General features: G+C 57.6%; 18 protein-coding genes. 10 read left to right on the top strand and 8 right to left on the bottom strand.

Going from position 1 to position 16,954, the window contains the following annotated elements; genetic code table 11:
* Positions 1–261: 261 nt before the first annotated feature.
* The 5 genes from trpB to lpxB all read left to right on the top strand — a co-directional run bounded on the left by trpB (position 262) and on the right by lpxB (position 6,188).
* Positions 262–1,488: a tryptophan synthase subunit beta gene (gene trpB, locus M4951_RS03285; RefSeq protein WP_262025060.1), complete on the top strand. Its 1,227-nt coding sequence runs from the start codon at positions 262–264 to the stop codon at positions 1,486–1,488.
* A gap of 44 nt (positions 1,489–1,532) precedes the next feature.
* Positions 1,533–2,336, top strand: coding sequence for a tryptophan synthase subunit alpha (gene trpA, locus M4951_RS03280; RefSeq protein ID WP_262025059.1), 804 nt, complete (start codon positions 1,533–1,535; stop codon positions 2,334–2,336).
* A gap of 31 nt (positions 2,337–2,367) precedes the next feature.
* The gene (locus M4951_RS03275; protein ID WP_262025058.1) at positions 2,368–4,023 is read left to right on the top strand and encodes a formylmethanofuran dehydrogenase subunit A; all 1,656 of its coding nucleotides are present in this window, start codon (positions 2,368–2,370) and stop codon (positions 4,021–4,023) included.
* A 161-nt stretch (positions 4,024–4,184) separates the two neighbouring features.
* The gene (locus M4951_RS03270) at positions 4,185–4,949 is read left to right on the top strand and encodes a glycosyltransferase family 2 protein (RefSeq protein WP_262025057.1); all 765 of its coding nucleotides are present in this window, start codon (positions 4,185–4,187) and stop codon (positions 4,947–4,949) included.
* A gap of 21 nt (positions 4,950–4,970) precedes the next feature.
* Entirely contained in the window at positions 4,971–6,188 is a 1,218-nt protein-coding gene (gene lpxB / locus M4951_RS03265; protein WP_262025056.1) for a lipid-A-disaccharide synthase, read from the top strand.
* 299 nt (positions 6,189–6,487) lie between these two features.
* Here lpxB and M4951_RS03260 read toward each other — a convergent pair whose 3' ends face one another.
* A complete protein-coding gene (locus tag M4951_RS03260; RefSeq protein ID WP_262025055.1) occupies positions 6,488–7,153 on the bottom strand; it encodes an endonuclease III domain-containing protein in 666 nt (221 codons plus the stop codon).
* 102 nt (positions 7,154–7,255) lie between these two features.
* Here M4951_RS03260 and M4951_RS03255 point away from each other — a divergent pair, with 102 nt between their 5' ends.
* Together M4951_RS03255 and M4951_RS03250 are read left to right on the top strand one after the other, a co-directional pair.
* Complete coding sequence (locus M4951_RS03255; RefSeq protein ID WP_262025054.1) at positions 7,256–7,993, top strand: CPBP family intramembrane glutamic endopeptidase; 738 nt, start codon at positions 7,256–7,258, stop codon at positions 7,991–7,993.
* A 200-nt stretch (positions 7,994–8,193) separates the two neighbouring features.
* On the top strand, positions 8,194–8,730 hold the full coding sequence (locus M4951_RS03250) for a DUF2617 family protein (protein WP_002651088.1): 537 nt from the start codon (positions 8,194–8,196) through the stop codon (positions 8,728–8,730).
* Between the two features lie 327 nt (positions 8,731–9,057).
* On the opposite strand, the gene M4951_RS03245 is transcribed toward M4951_RS03250, so the two are convergent.
* Positions 9,058–10,119, bottom strand: a complete 1,062-nt coding sequence (locus M4951_RS03245) for an LOG family protein (RefSeq protein ID WP_262025053.1) — start codon at positions 10,117–10,119, stop codon at positions 9,058–9,060.
* Between the two features lie 391 nt (positions 10,120–10,510).
* Here M4951_RS03245 and M4951_RS03240 point away from each other — a divergent pair, with 391 nt between their 5' ends.
* Positions 10,511–10,870 (top strand): STAS domain-containing protein, encoded by a 360-nt coding sequence (locus M4951_RS03240; protein ID WP_262025052.1) that lies wholly within the window; start codon positions 10,511–10,513, stop codon positions 10,868–10,870.
* A gap of 4 nt (positions 10,871–10,874) precedes the next feature.
* On the opposite strand, the gene M4951_RS03235 is transcribed toward M4951_RS03240, so the two are convergent.
* Both M4951_RS03235 and pyrE read right to left on the bottom strand, forming a co-directional pair.
* Positions 10,875–11,153: a bacterioferritin-associated ferredoxin gene (locus M4951_RS03235; RefSeq protein WP_262025051.1), complete on the bottom strand. Its 279-nt coding sequence runs from the start codon at positions 11,151–11,153 to the stop codon at positions 10,875–10,877.
* Between the two features lie 12 nt (positions 11,154–11,165).
* Entirely contained in the window at positions 11,166–11,723 is a 558-nt protein-coding gene (gene pyrE / locus M4951_RS03230; protein WP_262025050.1) for an orotate phosphoribosyltransferase, read from the bottom strand.
* Positions 11,724–11,876: 153 nt separating this feature from the next.
* On the opposite strand from pyrE, the gene M4951_RS03225 reads away from it, so the two are divergent.
* Positions 11,877–12,572, top strand: a complete 696-nt coding sequence (locus M4951_RS03225) for an anthrax toxin lethal factor-related metalloendopeptidase (RefSeq protein WP_262025049.1) — start codon at positions 11,877–11,879, stop codon at positions 12,570–12,572.
* A gap of 18 nt (positions 12,573–12,590) precedes the next feature.
* On the opposite strand, the gene M4951_RS03220 is transcribed toward M4951_RS03225, so the two are convergent.
* From M4951_RS03220 to M4951_RS03210, 3 genes are all read right to left on the bottom strand, one after another.
* A complete protein-coding gene (locus tag M4951_RS03220) occupies positions 12,591–13,586 on the bottom strand; it encodes a hypothetical protein (RefSeq protein WP_262025048.1) in 996 nt (331 codons plus the stop codon).
* Between the two features lie 119 nt (positions 13,587–13,705).
* On the bottom strand, positions 13,706–14,083 hold the full coding sequence (locus tag M4951_RS03215) for a hypothetical protein (protein ID WP_262025047.1): 378 nt from the start codon (positions 14,081–14,083) through the stop codon (positions 13,706–13,708).
* Between the two features lie 93 nt (positions 14,084–14,176).
* Complete coding sequence (locus M4951_RS03210) at positions 14,177–14,464, bottom strand: hypothetical protein (protein WP_262025046.1); 288 nt, start codon at positions 14,462–14,464, stop codon at positions 14,177–14,179.
* A gap of 382 nt (positions 14,465–14,846) precedes the next feature.
* Here M4951_RS03210 and M4951_RS03205 point away from each other — a divergent pair, with 382 nt between their 5' ends.
* Positions 14,847–16,061 (top strand): sodium:calcium antiporter, encoded by a 1,215-nt coding sequence (locus tag M4951_RS03205; protein ID WP_262025045.1) that lies wholly within the window; start codon positions 14,847–14,849, stop codon positions 16,059–16,061.
* Here M4951_RS03205 and M4951_RS03200 read toward each other — a convergent pair.
* Positions 15,948–16,928, bottom strand: coding sequence for an aldo/keto reductase (locus tag M4951_RS03200; protein ID WP_262025044.1), 981 nt, complete (start codon positions 16,926–16,928; stop codon positions 15,948–15,950). The genes M4951_RS03205 and M4951_RS03200 overlap by 114 nt on opposite strands.
* Between the last annotated feature and the right edge of the window lie 26 nt (positions 16,929–16,954).

The raw sequence follows: 16,954 nt of genomic DNA, 5'->3' as shown, positions 1-16,954 counted from the left end.
ATCAGCCGCACGGCGTTAGCCGCGGTTTCTGACGGGAGCTCATTTGCCATGGACAATTGCGGGCAAGAACCGCGGCTAACGCCGTGCGGCTGATTTCGTTGGATGTGAGTGTTCCCGGGTAAAGACGGCGCCCCCCACTCCACATCCTTCTTCGTCACTACTTGACCCCCCGAAGGCTTCAATTGATACTCGAACCTTTGATCGATGATCGCGTCCTTCTCCAGAACGCCTTCCTTCAGACTCTACCCCCGCAAAGTGCGAATGAATCCTGCTAGCGAATCGCTCGGCCCCGCCTCGGCGAATGTTCCGGACCAAGCCGGACGATATGGACCTTTTGGCGGACGATATGTGCCCGAGACGTTGACGCGAGCCTTGGACGAACTGACCGTCGAGTACGCCAAGGCGAAAGCCGATCCGGCGTTTCAGGCCGAGTTGGATCTGTTGCTGCAAGACTTCGTCGGCCGCCCTTCGCCGTTCTATCACGCCAAACGACTGAGCGAAAAGTGCGGGGGCGCCCAGATCTGGCTGAAGCGGGAAGATGTCAATCACACCGGTGCGCACAAAATCAACAACACGCTGGGCCAAGCGCTGCTGACGTTGCGGATGGGCAAACAGCGCGTCATCGCTGAAACCGGGGCCGGCCAACATGGAGTCGCGACCGCGACGGCATGTGCGCACTTCGGCATCCCCTGCGTCATCTACATGGGAGAAGAAGATATCCGTCGCCAGGCGCCGAACGTCTTCAGCATGAAACTGCTGGGCGCCGAAGTTCGCCCCGTGACGACCGGCTCGCGCACGCTGCGCGACGCGATCAACGAAGCGATGCGCGACTGGATGTCGTCGGTCGAAACGACCCATTACATTCTGGGCAGCGTCGTCGGTCCCCATCCCTTTCCGCAAATCGTCCGCGATTTTCAAGCGGTGATCGGAACCGAAGCCCGCGTGCAATCGCTGGCCCGGTTTGGTCGACTGCCTGACTCGGTAGTCGCGTGCGTCGGCGGCGGCAGCAATGCGGCCGGCATGTTCTATCCTTTCATCGAAGACACCGGCGTCGAACTGGTCGGCGTCGAAGCGGGAGGTCGCAGCGATGACGCCGGCGATCATGCGTCGCCGTTGTCATTTGGCAGTCCCGGCGTTTTGCATGGCAGCTACAGTTTCGTCATGCAAGACGAAGATGGACAGACCTGCGACGTCCATTCGGTCTCGGCCGGTCTCGATTATCCCGGCGTCGGCCCGGAGCATAGCTATTGGAAAGCGACCGGTCGCGTTCGCTACACCAACTGCAAAGATAACGACGCGCTCGACGCGTTTGACGCGCTCGCGAGCTGCGAAGGCATCTTGCCGGCCCTCGAATCGTCGCACGCGATCGCGGCCGGCATGAAAGTCGCCGCCGAGAAACCGGCCGATCAAATCGTCGTGGTTTGCCTTTCGGGCCGCGGCGACAAAGACGCCGCCGAAATCGCTCGCCTAAAAGAAGAACGGCAATAAGCCCCTATCCTGTCGCCCGCTGATACGGAAAGTTTTCCTCACGCATGTCTTCCATCGACCAGGTATTCGCCGAACTTCGCGACGCGAACCGTAAAGCGTTCATCCCCTTCGTCACCGCCGGCGATCCTTCGCTCGACGTTACTTCGGCCGTGCTGAAAGAACTCTCGTCACGCGGCGGCAACGTCTGCGAGCTCGGCATTCCTTATAGCGATCCGATCGCCGACGGACCGGTGATTCAAGCTTCGTACACGCGGGCCCTCGATCGCAAGATCAAGCTGAGCCAGATCTTGGAAATGGCCGGCAATACAACGCCGCAGATGACGGCGCCGCTGGTCACCATGGTCAGCTACGCGATCATCTTACGTCACGGCCCCGAAGAATATCTGCGTACGGCGAAAGCGGCCGGAGTCGCCGGAGCGATTGTGCCTGACTTGTTGGTCGAAGAATCTGGCGACTTCGCCAAGCTTTGCCAGCAGCACGATTTCAGCCTGATCCAGTTGGTGACTCCCACCACATCGCGCGAGCGGGCGCTGCGAATCGCCGAAACTTCGACCGGCTTTATCTATTACGTCTCAGTCGCCGGCATCACCGGCGAGCGGACCGAGTTGCCGAAGGATTTGCTCGACAACGTCTCGTGGCTCCGCAATCAAACCAAAGTGCCGATCTGCATCGGTTTTGGCATTAGTCAGCCCGAGCATGTCCGCACGCTGAAGAAAGTCGCCGACGGCGTGATCGTCGGTTCGGCCATTGTGCGCCGGCTGAGCGAGATCGGCGCCAAGCCCGCAGAGCAAGTGATCGCCGAAGTGGGCGACTACGCCGAGACATTGATCGCAGCGCTGAACGAGTAGCCCGCATCCTCTAGCAAGGTCAGTCGCCCACGTGTCGTACATCGTCATCGAAAACGGAACGCTGCACGACCCGACCAACGACATCGACGGCGTGGTGCAAACCCTCTGGTTGCGCGACGGCAAAGTGGTCGCGCCTCCCACCGAACCGAACCCCGAGATCAGCCGCCGCATCGACGCGCGCGGCTATGTGGTGATGCCGGGCGGCGTCGATCTTCATTGTCATATCGCCGGCCCCAAAGTGAACGCCGGGCGCAAGATGACGCCCGAGTATCGCCGCGAACATCGGATCGCGCGAACCGAGCGAACACGTTCGGCTACCGGCGGACTTGTTCCCAGCACCTTCGGCACAGGCTACATGTTCGCCGGGCTCGGCTATACGACGGCGATGGACGCGGCGATCCCCGGTTTGCATGCTCGGCATGCGCATGAAGAGCTGGCTGACACGCCGCTGGTCGACAAAGGGTTTTATCTGCTGTTCGGCAACAATCACTTTGTGCTGGACCATTTGCGGGAAGGGCGCCGCGCGGAGTTGGACGCCTATCTAGGCTGGTCGCTGCACGCCGCGAAGGCGTACGCGATGAAAATTGTGAATCCCGGCGGCGTCGAAAACTGGAAGCAAATCAGCCGCAAAACGCTGCAACAGCTGGACGAACCGGTCCCGCATTTTGGCGTGACGCCGCGGCAAGTAGTGCGCGAGTTGGCCGCCGCTGCGGATCGCCTGCGATTGCCGCATGCGCTGCACATCCACTGCAACAACCTGGGGATGCCGGGCAACTATCGGACCGCGCTGCACACGATGGAGTCGCTGGAAGGATCGCGGGGGCACTTTGCTCACGTCCAATTCCATAGCTATGGAGGGGACGAAAATGATCCGAGCAGTTTCGCTTCGGCCGCGCCGGCACTGATTGACTATGTGAACGAGCATGAGAATATCACCGTCGACGTCGGGCATGTGAACCCAGGCCGCACGCTGGGGATGACCGGCGACGCTCCGTTCGCCCAGCATCTGGCCGAGATGACCGGCAACCGCTGGTTCGCCGCTGACTGCGAACAAGAGAGCAGCTGCGGCGTGATTCCGATGGAGTTTCACCCGCAAAAGGTGTTGGTCCATGCGATCCAATGGGCGATCGCGCTCGAATGGTATTTGCGGATCGAAGACCCCTGGCGCGTCTGCATGAGCAGCGATCATCCCAACGGGGGCGCGATCTACCGCTATCCCGAGATCATCCACTTGCTGATGGACGCCGATTTCCGTCGCGAAGCGATTGGCCGCATGCACGGCGAGCTCTCAGGGCGAACCACGCTGGCCGATCTCGATCGCGAGTATTCGCTGCAAGAGATCGCGATCATCACCCGGGCGGCGCCTGCCCGAACGCTGGGGTTAAGCCACAAAGGGCATCTGGCGATTGGCGCCGACGCCGACGTGACGATCTATGCGCCGCAGCAAGACATTCGCGCGATGTTCGAGCGGCCGCGGTACGTGCTGCAGGCAGGCCGCGTGATCTGCGAAGAGGGGCAAGTTTTGAGCGATTTCGCAGGACGGACAATTTACGCCGAGCCTACTTTCGACGCCGATTTTCTGCCGCATATCGAAAATTGGTTCAACGAACATTACACGATTCGCTTCCGTAACTACACCATCGCCGCCGAGTCGCTTGCCTCCGCCTCGGCGATTGCTTGCGGTTAACTCCGCAGTCGATCAACGCACGTTGATGCGACACGCTAGCATGCAGCGACGGGGTAATTGGTTTGCGCCGGGTCGCGACCAAAATTGCTCTACACCTCCTGTGGCATTTCTGACATACTCCGCGCCGATGCTCGGTCGAATAAGAAGGGATATCGCTGCGCATGCCCGAAATCTCGGTCATCATTTCCCAACGCAACTCCGGCGGCGCGTTGGTTGAACAAATGCCGGTTTTAATCGCTCAACTCGATGCGCTCGATCAATCGTTCGAAATCATCGTGGTGGATGACGCTTCGCGCGATTCAACGGTCGAGACGATCGAAAATCTCTGCCGTCAGATTCCGCCGTTGCGAGCGATTCGGCTGGATCGGCGCGTCGGGCTCTCGGGCTCGGTCGTGGCCGGCATTCGCGTTTCGACCGGCGACAAGCTGGTCTTTACGTCGGCCGGACTCGAATATCCTCCCCACCAAATCAAAGATTTATTAGATGCTCAGTCACGCGGCGACTTAGTGATCGGCCGCCGTGCGGCCACCAGTTCCGCTCGGTGGTTGAATCGCATTGTGCGAACTCCCCGCCGCATGCTGCTGAACATGGACATTCGCGATCCTGGCTGTCAGTTTTGGTCGGCGCGGCGCGAAGCGCTCGTCAACACGCCGCTGCCGCGCGGATCGTATCCCTATTTGGCGGCGTTCGTCGCGATGCGCGGCTATCGCGTCACCGAACTGCCGATTCAGTACGACGGCCTGGCGGCGCCGGACGAATCACTCGATGATGGTTGGCCGTCGCCGTTGAATTTGGCGTGCGCCTGGTGGCTATGTCGGCGCTGGCAAGAGCCGAGTTACGCGGAACTGCGTCGCACCGAAAACCTATTACCAGAACTACGGGTCGCTTTTTTTGACGACATGCACGAACCCAAACGTGCTGGCTGAAGCGGATCCGAGGAACAAACAATGAAGATCTTTTTCAGCGTCGGCGAACCTAGCGGTGATCTGCATGGAGCGAACTTGATTCGCGCCATGAAGGCGCGCCGGGACGACCTGCAATTTGTTGGCTACGGCGGCCCCAAAATGGCCGAGGCCGGCTGCGAGTTGCATGCCGACTTGACCAAGCTGGCGATCATGTGGTTCCTGCGAGCCTTTTTGAACCTGCATCGCTTTATCGGATTGATGCTGCAGGCGAATCGCTACTTTCGCGATTCGCGTCCTGACGCCGTCGTGCTGATCGACTATCCCGGCTTCAACTGGTGGATCGCCGCCCGCGCGAAATCGCATGGCATTCCCGTCTTCTATTACGGCACTCCGCAGCTCTGGGCATGGGCTGGTTGGCGCGTCAAAAAGATGCGCCGCTACGTCGACCATGTGCTCTGCAAATTGCCGTTTGAAGAAGCATGGTATCGCGAGCGCAATTGCAACGCGACCTTTGTCGGACATCCTTATTTCGATCAATTGCGTTCGCATCGCTTGCACGAAGAGTTCATCGCCGAGCAACGCGAAAAGCCGGGCAAGCTGATCGCGATTCTGCCGGGCTCACGCTCGCAGGAAGTCGCGGCGAATCTCCCCGCCTTTTTGGAAACGGCCAAAAAGATCGTCGAACAAGTTCCGGACGCGCGGTTCGCCGTGGCCGCCTATAACGAAAATCAGGCCGCCTACGCGTTCGAGCGGATCATCGCATCTGGCCTGGATATCGAAGTGCAAGTCGATCGCACGCCCGAGTTGATTCATGCGGCGCACTGCTGTCTGGCTTGTAGCGGAAGCGTTTCTTTGGAACTTTTGTACCACGAAAAGCCGACCGTCATTCATTACAAAATCAGTCCGTTTGGACTGTGGGTGCAAAGCTTCTTTCGCAAGGTTCGCTACATCACGCTCGTCAACATCTTGTCGACCGACAAGCCGTTCTACGAGGAGGAGTACTTTACGTACGACCCCGATGCGCTCGGCGCCGACCAGGTCCTCTTCCCCGAGTATCTGACTTGCGAAGATCGCACCGGCGACATGGCGACGCGGATCGTCAATTGGCTCCATGATGACGACGCCTACGCTCAACGCGTCAGCGCTCTCCATTCGCTGCGAGAACGCGTCGCCGGCGGCGGCGCATCGATGCGAGGAGCCGAGTACATCCTCAGCAAGCTGCAAAGCGAAACCGTCGCGCCGCAAAAGTGCGCCGCGTAAGTATCGGACGCGACGCCATACTCTTCGTGGCCCGCAGCCCTATTTTTGAGGTTGCGATCTTTCGAATCCATCGGACACTAGCCCGCCAGCGCCAGCGAGGGAACGCGGCTCGCACTTCAATCCGTGTGAGGATCGCCAACCCTATTCCCTCGCTCGCGCAGCGGGCTAGTGCGACGATTTTCGGTGGATTCGGACCCTGTTTTATTGTGCTTCACCCGTGTTCAACACTTCCTGAATTTCTAAATAGCGCAACCTCAAAACTGGCGCTGCGGGCTACGAAGAGAAATGCGCGTCGCTCATCAAAACCCCTCTTCAATTCCGCCTGACGGCAGAAGATCAAACAACGGGCACGTTTCGCACTTGGGCGTCTTGCGACAATGACCATTGCCAACGCGCACCAACAGGGCGTGGTATTCGTTGAACAGCGCGACATCGTCCGGCAGTTGGCTGACAAACTGGTCCTGGATTTGATGATAGTCGGCTTCTTGCTCGATCCAGCCATGCCGTTTCAGCACGCGCGACGTGTACGTATCGACGACGAACGAAGGCAAATTACCGGCGTACAGCAAGATGGCGTCGGCCGTCTCGGGACCAATTCCGTTCAGCGCCAGCAGATCTTCGCGAAGCGAATCGACGCTGCAAGCGAACATGGCCTCGAGATCGCCGCTGTGGACGTCGACGACGTATCGCATGAGATTCTGCAGTCGCTTCGCTTTCAGGCGATAGTAGCCTGCAGGGCGAATGATTTCGGCCAGTTCCTCGACCGGCGTCTCGTGCAGTCGGAACAGATCCAGCAACCCCTCTTCTTTGAGGTTGATGATCGCCTTTTCGACGTTTTTCCAAGAAGTATTTTGGGTCAGGACGGCGCCGATCATGATCTCCAGCGGCGAATCGCCTGGCCACCAGGATTGAGGACCATAGTGGGCGAGCAAGCGGTCGTAGACATCCAACAATGATATCGACATAGGCGTGGGCGAGGGTGTAGATAGGTAGAATGGAGCGCGTACCGCTTTCCCTCCGACCATACCGATTTCCCTATTCCGCTGGCAACCCGGCCTGATATTTCGATGCCTGACGCTTCTTCCGCTGAACCAACGCCGCCAGGCTATTTCGCCGAATCCGCACGCCCGCTGGTCAGTCTGGCGTTTGTCGTGCCGATGCTGATCATCTATGAAGTCGGCGTGTTTGCGTTGGGGCCTCAGGCGATTCGCAACGGCGTCGACGTCTGGCTGCGCGAACTGTTGATCGTGATCGGTTTTGGGCAATACTTTTTGCTGCCGCTCTTGACCTGCTGCTGCTTGTTGGCCTGGCATCACCTGAAAGAACAGCCCTGGCGAATCTCGCCTGGCGTGTTGCCGCTGATGTTGTTGGAATCGGCCGTTTTGGGGTTGATCCTGCTCGGCTTGGCGCATTGGCAAGCGTCTCTGCTAAAAGCGGAGATCGCGGCGGACGGCGCGGCGATCTTGCCGAGCGAAACAATTCGCCAATTGATTGCTTATTTTGGCGCCGGAATCTATGAAGAACTTCTGTTTCGCTTGATGTTGATTCCAATTTTGTGGCAAGCCGCCATCTTCTTGGGAATGCCAAAACCAGCGGCGACCGCGATTGCGATCCTGGGCTCCAGCCTGATTTTTTCGGCGGCGCATTATGATTTTTTTACGTCGGCAGGCGAAGCGTTTCAGTGGTATAGCTTCCTGTTTCGTTGTTCGGCCGGATTAATTTTCGGACTGCTTTTTACGTTTCGCGGATTTGGCGTCGCCGCCGGTACGCACGCGTTGTATGACGTGTTCGTCGCATTGGCCTAGCGGTTGCTGCTAGCGAAGCGCAGCGCACTCCGCAGGCCAATGTCAAGTCCTTGTGAACAAAGAGTTGCAGAACATAATCGATACAGGAGAGAAGGAAAAAGCTCTCTTTGTGACGAGTCGACACGCAACGTATAATTGGAGGGTCGGCGCAGATCACAATCGCTCGACTACCCAAACATTCAAAAGAGGAAGTTCACCGCGTGCTATCGATTCGTCCCAAAGTCGCGGAGTTGGTTTTCCAACTCTACAGCCGTTCGCTCCATCCGGAGTTGTTCGAGATTTATAAATCTCGCACAATCACGCGCGGCGGCTACACTTTGAAGCTCGATATCACCAGCGTCGGCCATATCATCACGTGGCGCTACGAAGGGATGACCCTGACCGAAGTCTGCGCCAGCGCTCATCAGCCGCTGCCGCAACGGCGACGCGTGATGGCCTACCAGTTAAAAGGACGTCGCGTCGACCAACTCGATTGCCGCGGCGGCGTCGGCTACAAAGCGGAGTTTGAACTTGAGCCGGTGACGACCAAGATCTTCCGCATGTGCCAGCGCGAACTCTCGTACGATCCCAAGCAAGGACTCGTCCATCAGTTTGAGTCGAGCGGACGGATGAACTTCGGCGCGCTGAGCTACATCAACGCCGAGACCCGCAGCCGCAGCGTGTTCGTGCAAGCGTTTCATACGTTTCCTGACGACAACGCGATCGTCAAAACGGAATCGTACTTTCAGCTGCCGTAGAGCCGCTTGAATAACTGCGCGACCTAACTCTACGACGCCGTATTTCTCTTGCTGGCGCTTTTTGAGGTTGCGCTATTTTCCAAACCACGCTTGGTTGGCCGCGATAGCTCCGCTATCGGGGCCGACGAAGTCGGTAAGAGGCAGCGAGCCGTGGCCGGATCTGATAGCGGTGGTCGCCGCGCCGTTTGAAATGGCGAAATGGCCTCGAACTGCTTACCAGGAACCAATGCCTCTTACGGCTGCGCCGCCCCGATAGCCGAGCTATCGCGGCCAACCAGGAAAGAGCGCAACTTCAAAACTGGCGTTTCGGGCTAAGAAGAAATCGAGCTATTCGACCTCAAATTTGCGATTCGCCGGTTCTATTGATTGTTGATTCAAACAATCGATCAGCATCCGAAATCGTCCTAGGCTGCGGCGGTTGAATTCAAATACGAGGCGCGGCAAGGTCGCTAGTTCAGGCTGATCGCTTTCGTGCGGGTGCGGATCACTCAGCTTGAAAGCGCCGCGCACCAAGATGTCCGAGAACTCATTTTGAATCGCTTCAAAAAGTTCTGGCGACGGCGCTTCGCGCATCCGCAGCACCAACTTGTTGCGCACGTAACGCATGCTGTGGTAGTTGCGATAGAAGCCGATTGTTTCTTCGATCGCCTCGTCGCAACTGTCGGTCACTTTGTAGATCGCCAGGTCTTCGGGCGAGATCAACCGCTGTTTGAGCAGCGGATCGAGAATGAACTCATGGAACCGCTTCCAGTAGTATCCGCCGGGTTCGTCGACCAGGACGACCGGACACATGTCTCGTTTGCCGGTTTGCAGCAGCGTGAGCACCTCAAACGCTTCGTCCAACGTGCCAAAACCGCCAGCGAAACAAACGACGGCGTCGCACTCTTTAACGAACATCAACTTCCGTGTGAAGAAATACTTCATGTGGACGAGCTTCTCGTCCCCCAGGATCACTTCGTTGGCGTCTTGCTCGAAGGGGAGCATGATATTCAGGCCCATCGAGTTTTCACGCCCAGCGCCCAAATGCCCGGCCTCCATGATTCCGCTCGCGGCGCCGGTAATCACGAGCCAGTTCTGCGCGGCGATCTTTTGTCCAAACTCCAGCGCCTGCTGAAAGCTGGGAGCGTCCTCCGGCGTTCGCGCTGATCCAAAGACGGTGACTTTGCGACGATCGCGATAAGGTGCGAAGATTTTGAACGCATATTGCAACTCGCGGAGCGAGCGGCTCAAAATTTTTAAGTCGCCACGCGACGATTCATCCGCGGCCAGCTTGTCCGCCGTGTCGCGAATATGCTGAATGAGATGCTCGGCGGTGAGCCCTGCGCGCGGCGCAGGAGGCTCCGGCTTGCTTTTCGGCGGATCGGCCGAATTGTCGTGGATGTCAGTCATGTGATAATCTCCCACACAATCATAGCCGAGAGGGCAAGCTTCCCTTATTGATTCCTCGGAAAATCAGTCCCCCCGAAATCCCGGCACTCTGGAAGCATTCTTACCCTCCTTTGAGCTACTCCAGATAGCAGGAGTCGCTAACACCACTCCAGATCCTACCTCTAATTGTGGTCATTGCACTACCCATGGCCTGACGAACAATTAGCGCAACTGCTTTGTTTTTAATGGGTTGTAAATATGCTTGGCCATATGTAGACTGGACCCATCGTCGTTTTTCGAATTCTTACGGAAATCGGCTCGACACCAAACTCCCCTGCTTGGTCACTCCCTCGTTTTAGCTATCAACCTGGTTATATCGCTATTTGTGCGAGAGCAGTGCATCGAAGACAGCATGGTTAACATCTTGCGGAAACGCGACGTCACGGTAATTGAATTCGGTCGTGAATACGATTGTCTCGACGAATCGAACCTGGGTAAAACCGCCCAACAATTGATTGAGGTCGCCAAGCACGCCGATCCTCCGTTGGTTGTTTTTGATCTCACGTGCACGAAGGCCTTTGGTTCGTATTTCATCCAGTTTTTGATCCGAACCTGGAAACTGGTCAAAAAACGGAACGGCCGGCTGGTGCTGTCCGGGCTCGATGACCCTTGCCTGAACGTCTTACGCCGCTCGAAGATCGACTCCCTGTGGGAGCGGTTTGAGACGATCGACCTCGCCGTGGATGCGCTGCTGGAAGATCAGGCGACCTAAGAGATTACGAATCGCCGGGAGGTTTCCCCTTCCCATCGCGAATGTAGCCGGCGCGCATCTGGGCGTATTCTTCCGGCGTTGGCAGCTCGTCCGACGTTTCTCCGGCGGCGACCGCTTGATCAAACAGCCGCTGCAAAAAGGGACGGCACCAACCACAGCCGGTCCCTGCGCCAAAACAGTCGCTCAATTGCCCGACGCGCCGCGGTTTTTCGATGCGCAAGTAATTCGAGACCTTGCGCTTGGTAACATGAAAACAGAGGCAAAGTTCGTCGTCGGGCTGCATCGCTTCGCTCGATTAGGTTTGCGGCGGCTTGATTCCGAAATCCTCGATCGTCAGCAGCGTGCGCAATTTGTAGCCAGCGGCGGCGAATGCTGCGCCGCCCCCCTCGAGGCGGTCGACGATCGCGATCACTTCACGCACTTCTAGGCCGGCCGCTTTCACTTTTTCGATCGCTTGCAGCGAGCTGCCGCCGGTCGTGACGACATCTTCGACAATCACGCACGATTGCCCGGCGGTGACCGGCCCTTCAACATCTCGTCCCGTTCCGTGCGCCTTCGCTTCTTTGCGAACGATAAATCCAGCGAGCGACTTTTGTTGCACCGCGGCCATCGTAATGACGGCCGCCGTGATCGGATCGGCGCCGATCGCCATGCCGCCAACCGCGTCCGGCAGATCGCCTGCCAACATTTCGAGAATTCCCAGGGCTACCTGCAGCGCCCCTTCACTATCGAGCGATACTTTTCGACAGTCCAGGTAGTAGGACGCTTTCTTCCCCGACGCTAGCGTAAAATCGCCGAACTGGAGCCCTTTTTCCCGTACAATTTCGATCAGTCGTGATTTGTCGTATTTCATGTTTTTGGTATCCGTCGCCGCCAAGGAAATCAATTCTCTATGTTATCAAGCGACGCTCCATCGCCGTAGTACGCTAAACTGAGTCATCGGCCAATTTTGCGGCAGACCCGTTTTCCGCCCCTTTCTCGCCTCATTCAACTTCAGCTGCCTCCCATGATTGCATCACTTGTCGTTTGTGCGGTCTTCGCCGCCGAGACCGCCGAAAAACAACCGGCCTACGAGCCGATCACCGCTTATCACCGGATCAATCTCGAAGGGTGGGACGTCTACGTCAACAAACGTCTGTTGCGCGAAGAAAAGCAGCTGGGAGACGAAGCGACGCAGTTATTGCAAGACAAACTGCGCGAGATTTGTCGTAGCGTCCCCAAGCGTCCTTTGGCCGAATTGCAAAAAACGGCGATCTGGTTGGAACTAGACAACGACAAGGCGAACCCTTGCGCCTGTTACCACGTGTCGGCCGACTGGCTGCGTGAACAAGGGTTCCTGGAAAAGAAAGAGAAGTGCGTCGAGATCTCCAATGCTCGCACATTCATCGACTGGTCACGCGAACAGCCGATGATGGTTCTACACGAACTAGCGCACAGTTATCACGATCGCGTGCTTGGCTATGACGACGCGGCGATCAAAGCGGCCTACCAGCGCGCCAAGGAAAGCGGCAAGTACGAAAAAGTGTTGCGCGCCAACGGCAAAGAAGAACAACACTACGCGTTAAAGAACCAGATGGAGTATTTCGCCGAAGGAACCGAAGCTTACTTCGGCGCGAACGACTTTTATCCGTTTGTCAAAGTCGAACTCCAGCAGCACGATCCGCAGTTGCACCGATTGCTGGGAGAGATCTGGCGAGACTAACCGCGCCATCGTCGCGCGTTACTCTTCAGACCACTTCGCCAGCCGCGCGGCGACAAAGGCGAAGTCCGTTAGATGAGGATGATTTTCGATCGCGCTCGCGGCTCGCTCGATCACTTCCCGACTGGGGCGTTTTCCCTCGGCGTCGCGATTGTCGAGCAAAAACTTCTGTCGAGCCAGCACTTCACGAATCCCGGCGTGGTTCTCGTCGGCAAGCGCCAGCGACAACTCGGAGACTTCGACCGAGACTTGCAGCAATTCGTCGGGAATCGCGCCCCGCTGGGCGACCACATGACAACGTTCGAGCAGTTCGACCGCTCGAGCGGTGAAGACGCCCCATAGTCGCAACATTCCGCCCACCGCGCGGCGATCGATCGATTTGGTTCCCAGCGTATAACGAAACGGCGTCACCAGATCGACAACCGGATTGATTTCGTTGGCGGTATAAACGCAGATGTCTTTGCGGCGGGTTTCCGCAAGCGCTCGGATCGCGACTACGGTGGTTGGTCGATGCGCCGGCACGCAGACGGCCATCACTGGGGGGATCTCCAGCAGACGTCGCCAATTCTCGACGTTCGCCAACCGCCGCGAGTCTGCCCCTTGCGGATAGACAATCAACGGGAGCGTTTCCCCCACCGCGTAAAACAGACCCAGCAATTCTTCCAGCGAGCCTGCCGCCGTTTCATCCAGGGCGATCGCGATCGCTTGAATCCCGGCTGCGCGTAATTCGCCCGCCAGTTGCAACGACTCCGCTTCGCCAACCAAGGCGATGCGTAGAAACGGTTCTCCTCCGGCTTCCGTCGGCGCTGCGCCAATCGACTCCAGCAATTCGCGACGCTGGGCGGGCGGCGCGTTTAACAGGTCGGCCACAGCCCCCCCTGCTCCGGCGGTCGCATAGTATCGCCAAAGCAGCTTTTGCCGCGGCGCGTCAAATCGCGCGTCGGTGATCGCGATCGGAGCGATCGGCAGGCAAAGCCCGCTACAGAGCCGATCGCGAGTCAAAGTATCAGAATCCACGAGATAACTCGTTGAGCAGTGAACGAGATAGGGCCGCCGCTAGCGCAACGTATTCTTTTTGATCGTCTCCACTGCAATTGTTCTAGAGAAATTTCCGATAATTCGCCAATTGCCGGCGACTATCTTCGAAAAATTCGCTCTTGCACAAATCTCGCCGTGAGATTGGCGCCGCTCCAGAACCACTCACTCCGGTAGTAAGCGACTACCCCGACCATCAGCCCCAATGCGTAGCTGAAAAAGCTGTCAGAGAACCACATCGCAGCGACGACCACGCCGAAGATCAACGAGAGAATCTGCATCGAAGAGTCAAATCCCCACGACCAGATCGCATAACAAACGACGAATCCGATGGCGCCCCCCGCCAAGAGCGCGAACGCCGGCTGAGCCGCTTCGCTGGCCCGCGCGATCCCTAACATTGCTAGCGGAACGACGACCAACAGCGCCAGCAACAACAGGAGCAGGCGCGCCAGCCAAACTTGAAATCGAGAACCGCTCACGCGATCCGAAGGAGCGATCTTGGGCATAGAGAAGCAATACGACGGCGCCAAACGACTCGTCTGACCGCGGAGAGCGACAGCCGAGTCGTGTGATTACTCAAATTTGGCGGTCCGCGCCTCGCGCACCGCTCTAGCCGTATTGTCGGCGAAATTGTCGATCTGATTCAACCCTCGCAGCAACATTGCGTGCCCGTCGACGACAACATCGTCCAAATCCCCCTCTTCCATCGAGCGAACCAGACTCGACAGGCGCCCCGCTTGTTCACGCAGGCGATCGACGACGCGAGTAATTCGTTCGCTCGAATAGGGCTCTTTCCGCCGAACGCGATCCGCTCCCTCTTCCACTTTCGACGTTTTGGGCTTGCCGTTTTTTTTCGCCATAACTCTTCTCGCCCTTCCCCTGTTACAGAACGAAACAGGCAATACGTAATTTCTGAACACTTATCGCCGAATAACCAACTTACTTCCCAGCGGGTCACAAATACTCGTCGATTTACTCTTCGCCGATCGATTCGACAGAGTTGGAAAGCTTCTCAGAATACGTAGCGAAATGACGAATTCCGTTTAGTTTGCCGTTAGTTTTGGTTAAGATCCGAAAATTATCGCCGAATTACCTAGCGCAAAAAACGTCGCCAGCGGGCTGATCCGTCGTTTCCAGAAACCTTCTCGATGGCCAGCGACTTGATAGCGGAGCGTCGCCGTTGTCTGGTACAGTAGCGGCGTAATCACACCATCGCCGATCGCAACGGGGAGCTGAATCGCCTTGGAATTGCTGACTTTATTTGGACAGTTCGTCGGACTAGCGGCGGTCATCGTCTTCGCCGGCAGTTTTATGACCAAGGCGGCCGACGTCATCGGCGAAAAATCAGGCCTGGGAAGCTCGCTTGCCGGCCTGGTGCTGTTGGCTGCAGCGACGAGCCTGCCGGAATTCGCGATCAACATCAACGCCGTTCAGTTGCCTGACTATACCAACGGCGTTGATCTGGCGATGGGAAACATCCTGGGAAGCTCCCTCTTCAATCTGCTGATCCTAGGGATCATCGATCTCGCGTTCCGCTCGAAACAACGCATGTTCAGCTCCGTCTCGGCGGCGCATGCTCTCTCGGCGTTGGCCAGCATCGCGTTGACTTCGATCTTGCTGCTGTTTTTGATCCTGCACAAGCAATCGCTCGATTTCTCGTTGTCGGCGGCGCATATTGGATTTGGTTCGATCGGTATCGGCCTGTTCTACTTTTTCTCGCTGCGATTGATTTATCTCGATCAACAGGTCGCCGCGCAGCTTGAAGCGCCGCTGATCGAAGAAGCGGCCGAGATCAAGATGTCGCTCGCGCGAGCGATCGTCACTTACCTGATCGCGACGGTCGTGATTTTTGTCGCCGCCAGATATCTGTCGATCGTCGCCGATCGTGTCGCCGTCGTCACCGGACTCGGCGGAACCTTTGTCGGCAGCACGTTTCTGGCGCTGACCACCAGCTTGCCCGAGCTGGTCACAACGATCGTCGCAGTGCGAATGGGCGCCTCAGATATGGCGATCGGCAACATCCTCGGAAGCAACGCGTTCAACATTGCGATCATCCTGCCGGTCGACGCGTTTTATACGCGCGGCGCGATTCTGCAAGACGCCAACATCGTCCATGCGTTCACTGCGGCCGCCGTCATCTTTGTTACGTGCGTCGCGACGATGGGAATCCTGTATCGCGCGGAGAAACGTTTCTGGCTGGTTGAGCCCGATGCGCTGTTGGTGGTGATTCTGGTGCTCGCATCACTGTGGATGATCTACCGCCTGACGAACGTCGACCTCAAGCCGGAAGATGCGCAAGCGGCTCCGACGGCTGAAGCGACGTCGCAGCAAACGCGACCACCGTTAGTCATAGATCGGGAAGAATGTGTTGAACGCCGCTTCGCCAAACTGGGCGGGGTCATTGAACCGGCGATCGCGATTCAGCTGGCCAATCGCCGCCATTTCACTTTCGCTTAGCTGAAAATCGAACAGCGCCAAGTTCTCCGCAAGTCGTGCGACGCGGCTTGTTTTCGGAATCACCGCAACGCCGCGCTGCACATTCCATCGCAACGCGATTTGCCCCGGCGATTTGCCATGCGTCTCGGCGATCGCGCGAATCGTCTTCTCCGCCAGCAAATCTTCGTCTGCGCCGGCCATCCCCAGCGGAACGTAAGAAGGTGCGCCCAACGGCGAATAGGCGGTCACCGCGATCCCTTCTTGGCGGCAATACCGCAGCAGACGCTCTTGCGCCAAGTAAGGATGAAGCTCGACCTGCAGCACGTCAGGACGCTGCGAAGTCGCCGCCGTAATCTCGCGAATCAATGCGACGTTAAAATTGCACACTCCCAAATGACGCGCCATGCCCGCCGTTTTCAGCGTTTGCATCGCTCCCCAGGTTTCGGCCTGGGAAACGGCGATTGGATGCATCTTCGGCTCTGGCGCAGCGGGATCAAAGAACCAATCGGGCGGATACCGTTTTTCAAAGGGAACAAATTCCAGGGCGACCGGAAAGTGAATGTGATAGAGATCGAAGTAGTCGATCTGCAAGTCCTGCAGCGAACGCTCAGCCGCCGCGCGAACATGTTCGGGCCGATGATAGGTGTTCCAAAGTTTCGACGTGATCCAGAGATCTTCGCGGCGGCAAAGTCCTTGGTCGATCGCCCTACGAATCCCGGCGCCGACCTCTTTTTCGTTTCCATAGTCGCACGCACAGTCAAATTGACGATAGCCGGCCGCAACGGCCGCGACAATCAAGTCAGGCAGAATCGCCGCGTCAATCTTCCACGTTCCCAGCCCAACCACCGGCAGTTTGCCACCGCCGGCGACAGTCAGCGTATCGCTCATATCGAAATCACTTGGGGTGCGAGCAG

It is taken from the genome of Blastopirellula sp. J2-11 (assembly GCF_024584705.1).
Taxonomy (GTDB): domain Bacteria; phylum Planctomycetota; class Planctomycetia; order Pirellulales; family Pirellulaceae; genus Blastopirellula.
Note: the sequence above shows the minus strand (reverse complement) of the source record. Positions and strands in the feature narration are given on the sequence as shown.

Coding starts and splice junctions, on each gene's coding strand:
- lpxB (WP_262025056.1), top strand. CDS start 4,971: ATGAAGATCTTTTTCAGCGTCGGCGAACCTAGCGGTGATCTGCATGGA.
- M4951_RS03255 (WP_262025054.1), top strand. CDS start 7,256: ATGCCTGACGCTTCTTCCGCTGAACCAACGCCGCCAGGCTATTTCGCC.
- M4951_RS03245 (WP_262025053.1), bottom strand. CDS start 10,119: ATGACTGACATCCACGACAATTCGGCCGATCCGCCGAAAAGCAAGCCG.
- M4951_RS03270 (WP_262025057.1), top strand. CDS start 4,185: ATGCCCGAAATCTCGGTCATCATTTCCCAACGCAACTCCGGCGGCGCG.
- M4951_RS03210 (WP_262025046.1), bottom strand. CDS start 14,464: ATGGCGAAAAAAAACGGCAAGCCCAAAACGTCGAAAGTGGAAGAGGGA.
- trpA (WP_262025059.1), top strand. CDS start 1,533: ATGTCTTCCATCGACCAGGTATTCGCCGAACTTCGCGACGCGAACCGT.
- pyrE (WP_262025050.1), bottom strand. CDS start 11,723: ATGAAATACGACAAATCACGACTGATCGAAATTGTACGGGAAAAAGGG.
- M4951_RS03200 (WP_262025044.1), bottom strand. CDS start 16,928: ATGAGCGATACGCTGACTGTCGCCGGCGGTGGCAAACTGCCGGTGGTT.
- M4951_RS03260 (WP_262025055.1), bottom strand. CDS start 7,153: ATGTCGATATCATTGTTGGATGTCTACGACCGCTTGCTCGCCCACTAT.
- M4951_RS03225 (WP_262025049.1), top strand. CDS start 11,877: ATGATTGCATCACTTGTCGTTTGTGCGGTCTTCGCCGCCGAGACCGCC.
- M4951_RS03235 (WP_262025051.1), bottom strand. CDS start 11,153: ATGCAGCCCGACGACGAACTTTGCCTCTGTTTTCATGTTACCAAGCGC.
- M4951_RS03240 (WP_262025052.1), top strand. CDS start 10,511: ATGGTTAACATCTTGCGGAAACGCGACGTCACGGTAATTGAATTCGGT.
- trpB (WP_262025060.1), top strand. CDS start 262: ATGAATCCTGCTAGCGAATCGCTCGGCCCCGCCTCGGCGAATGTTCCG.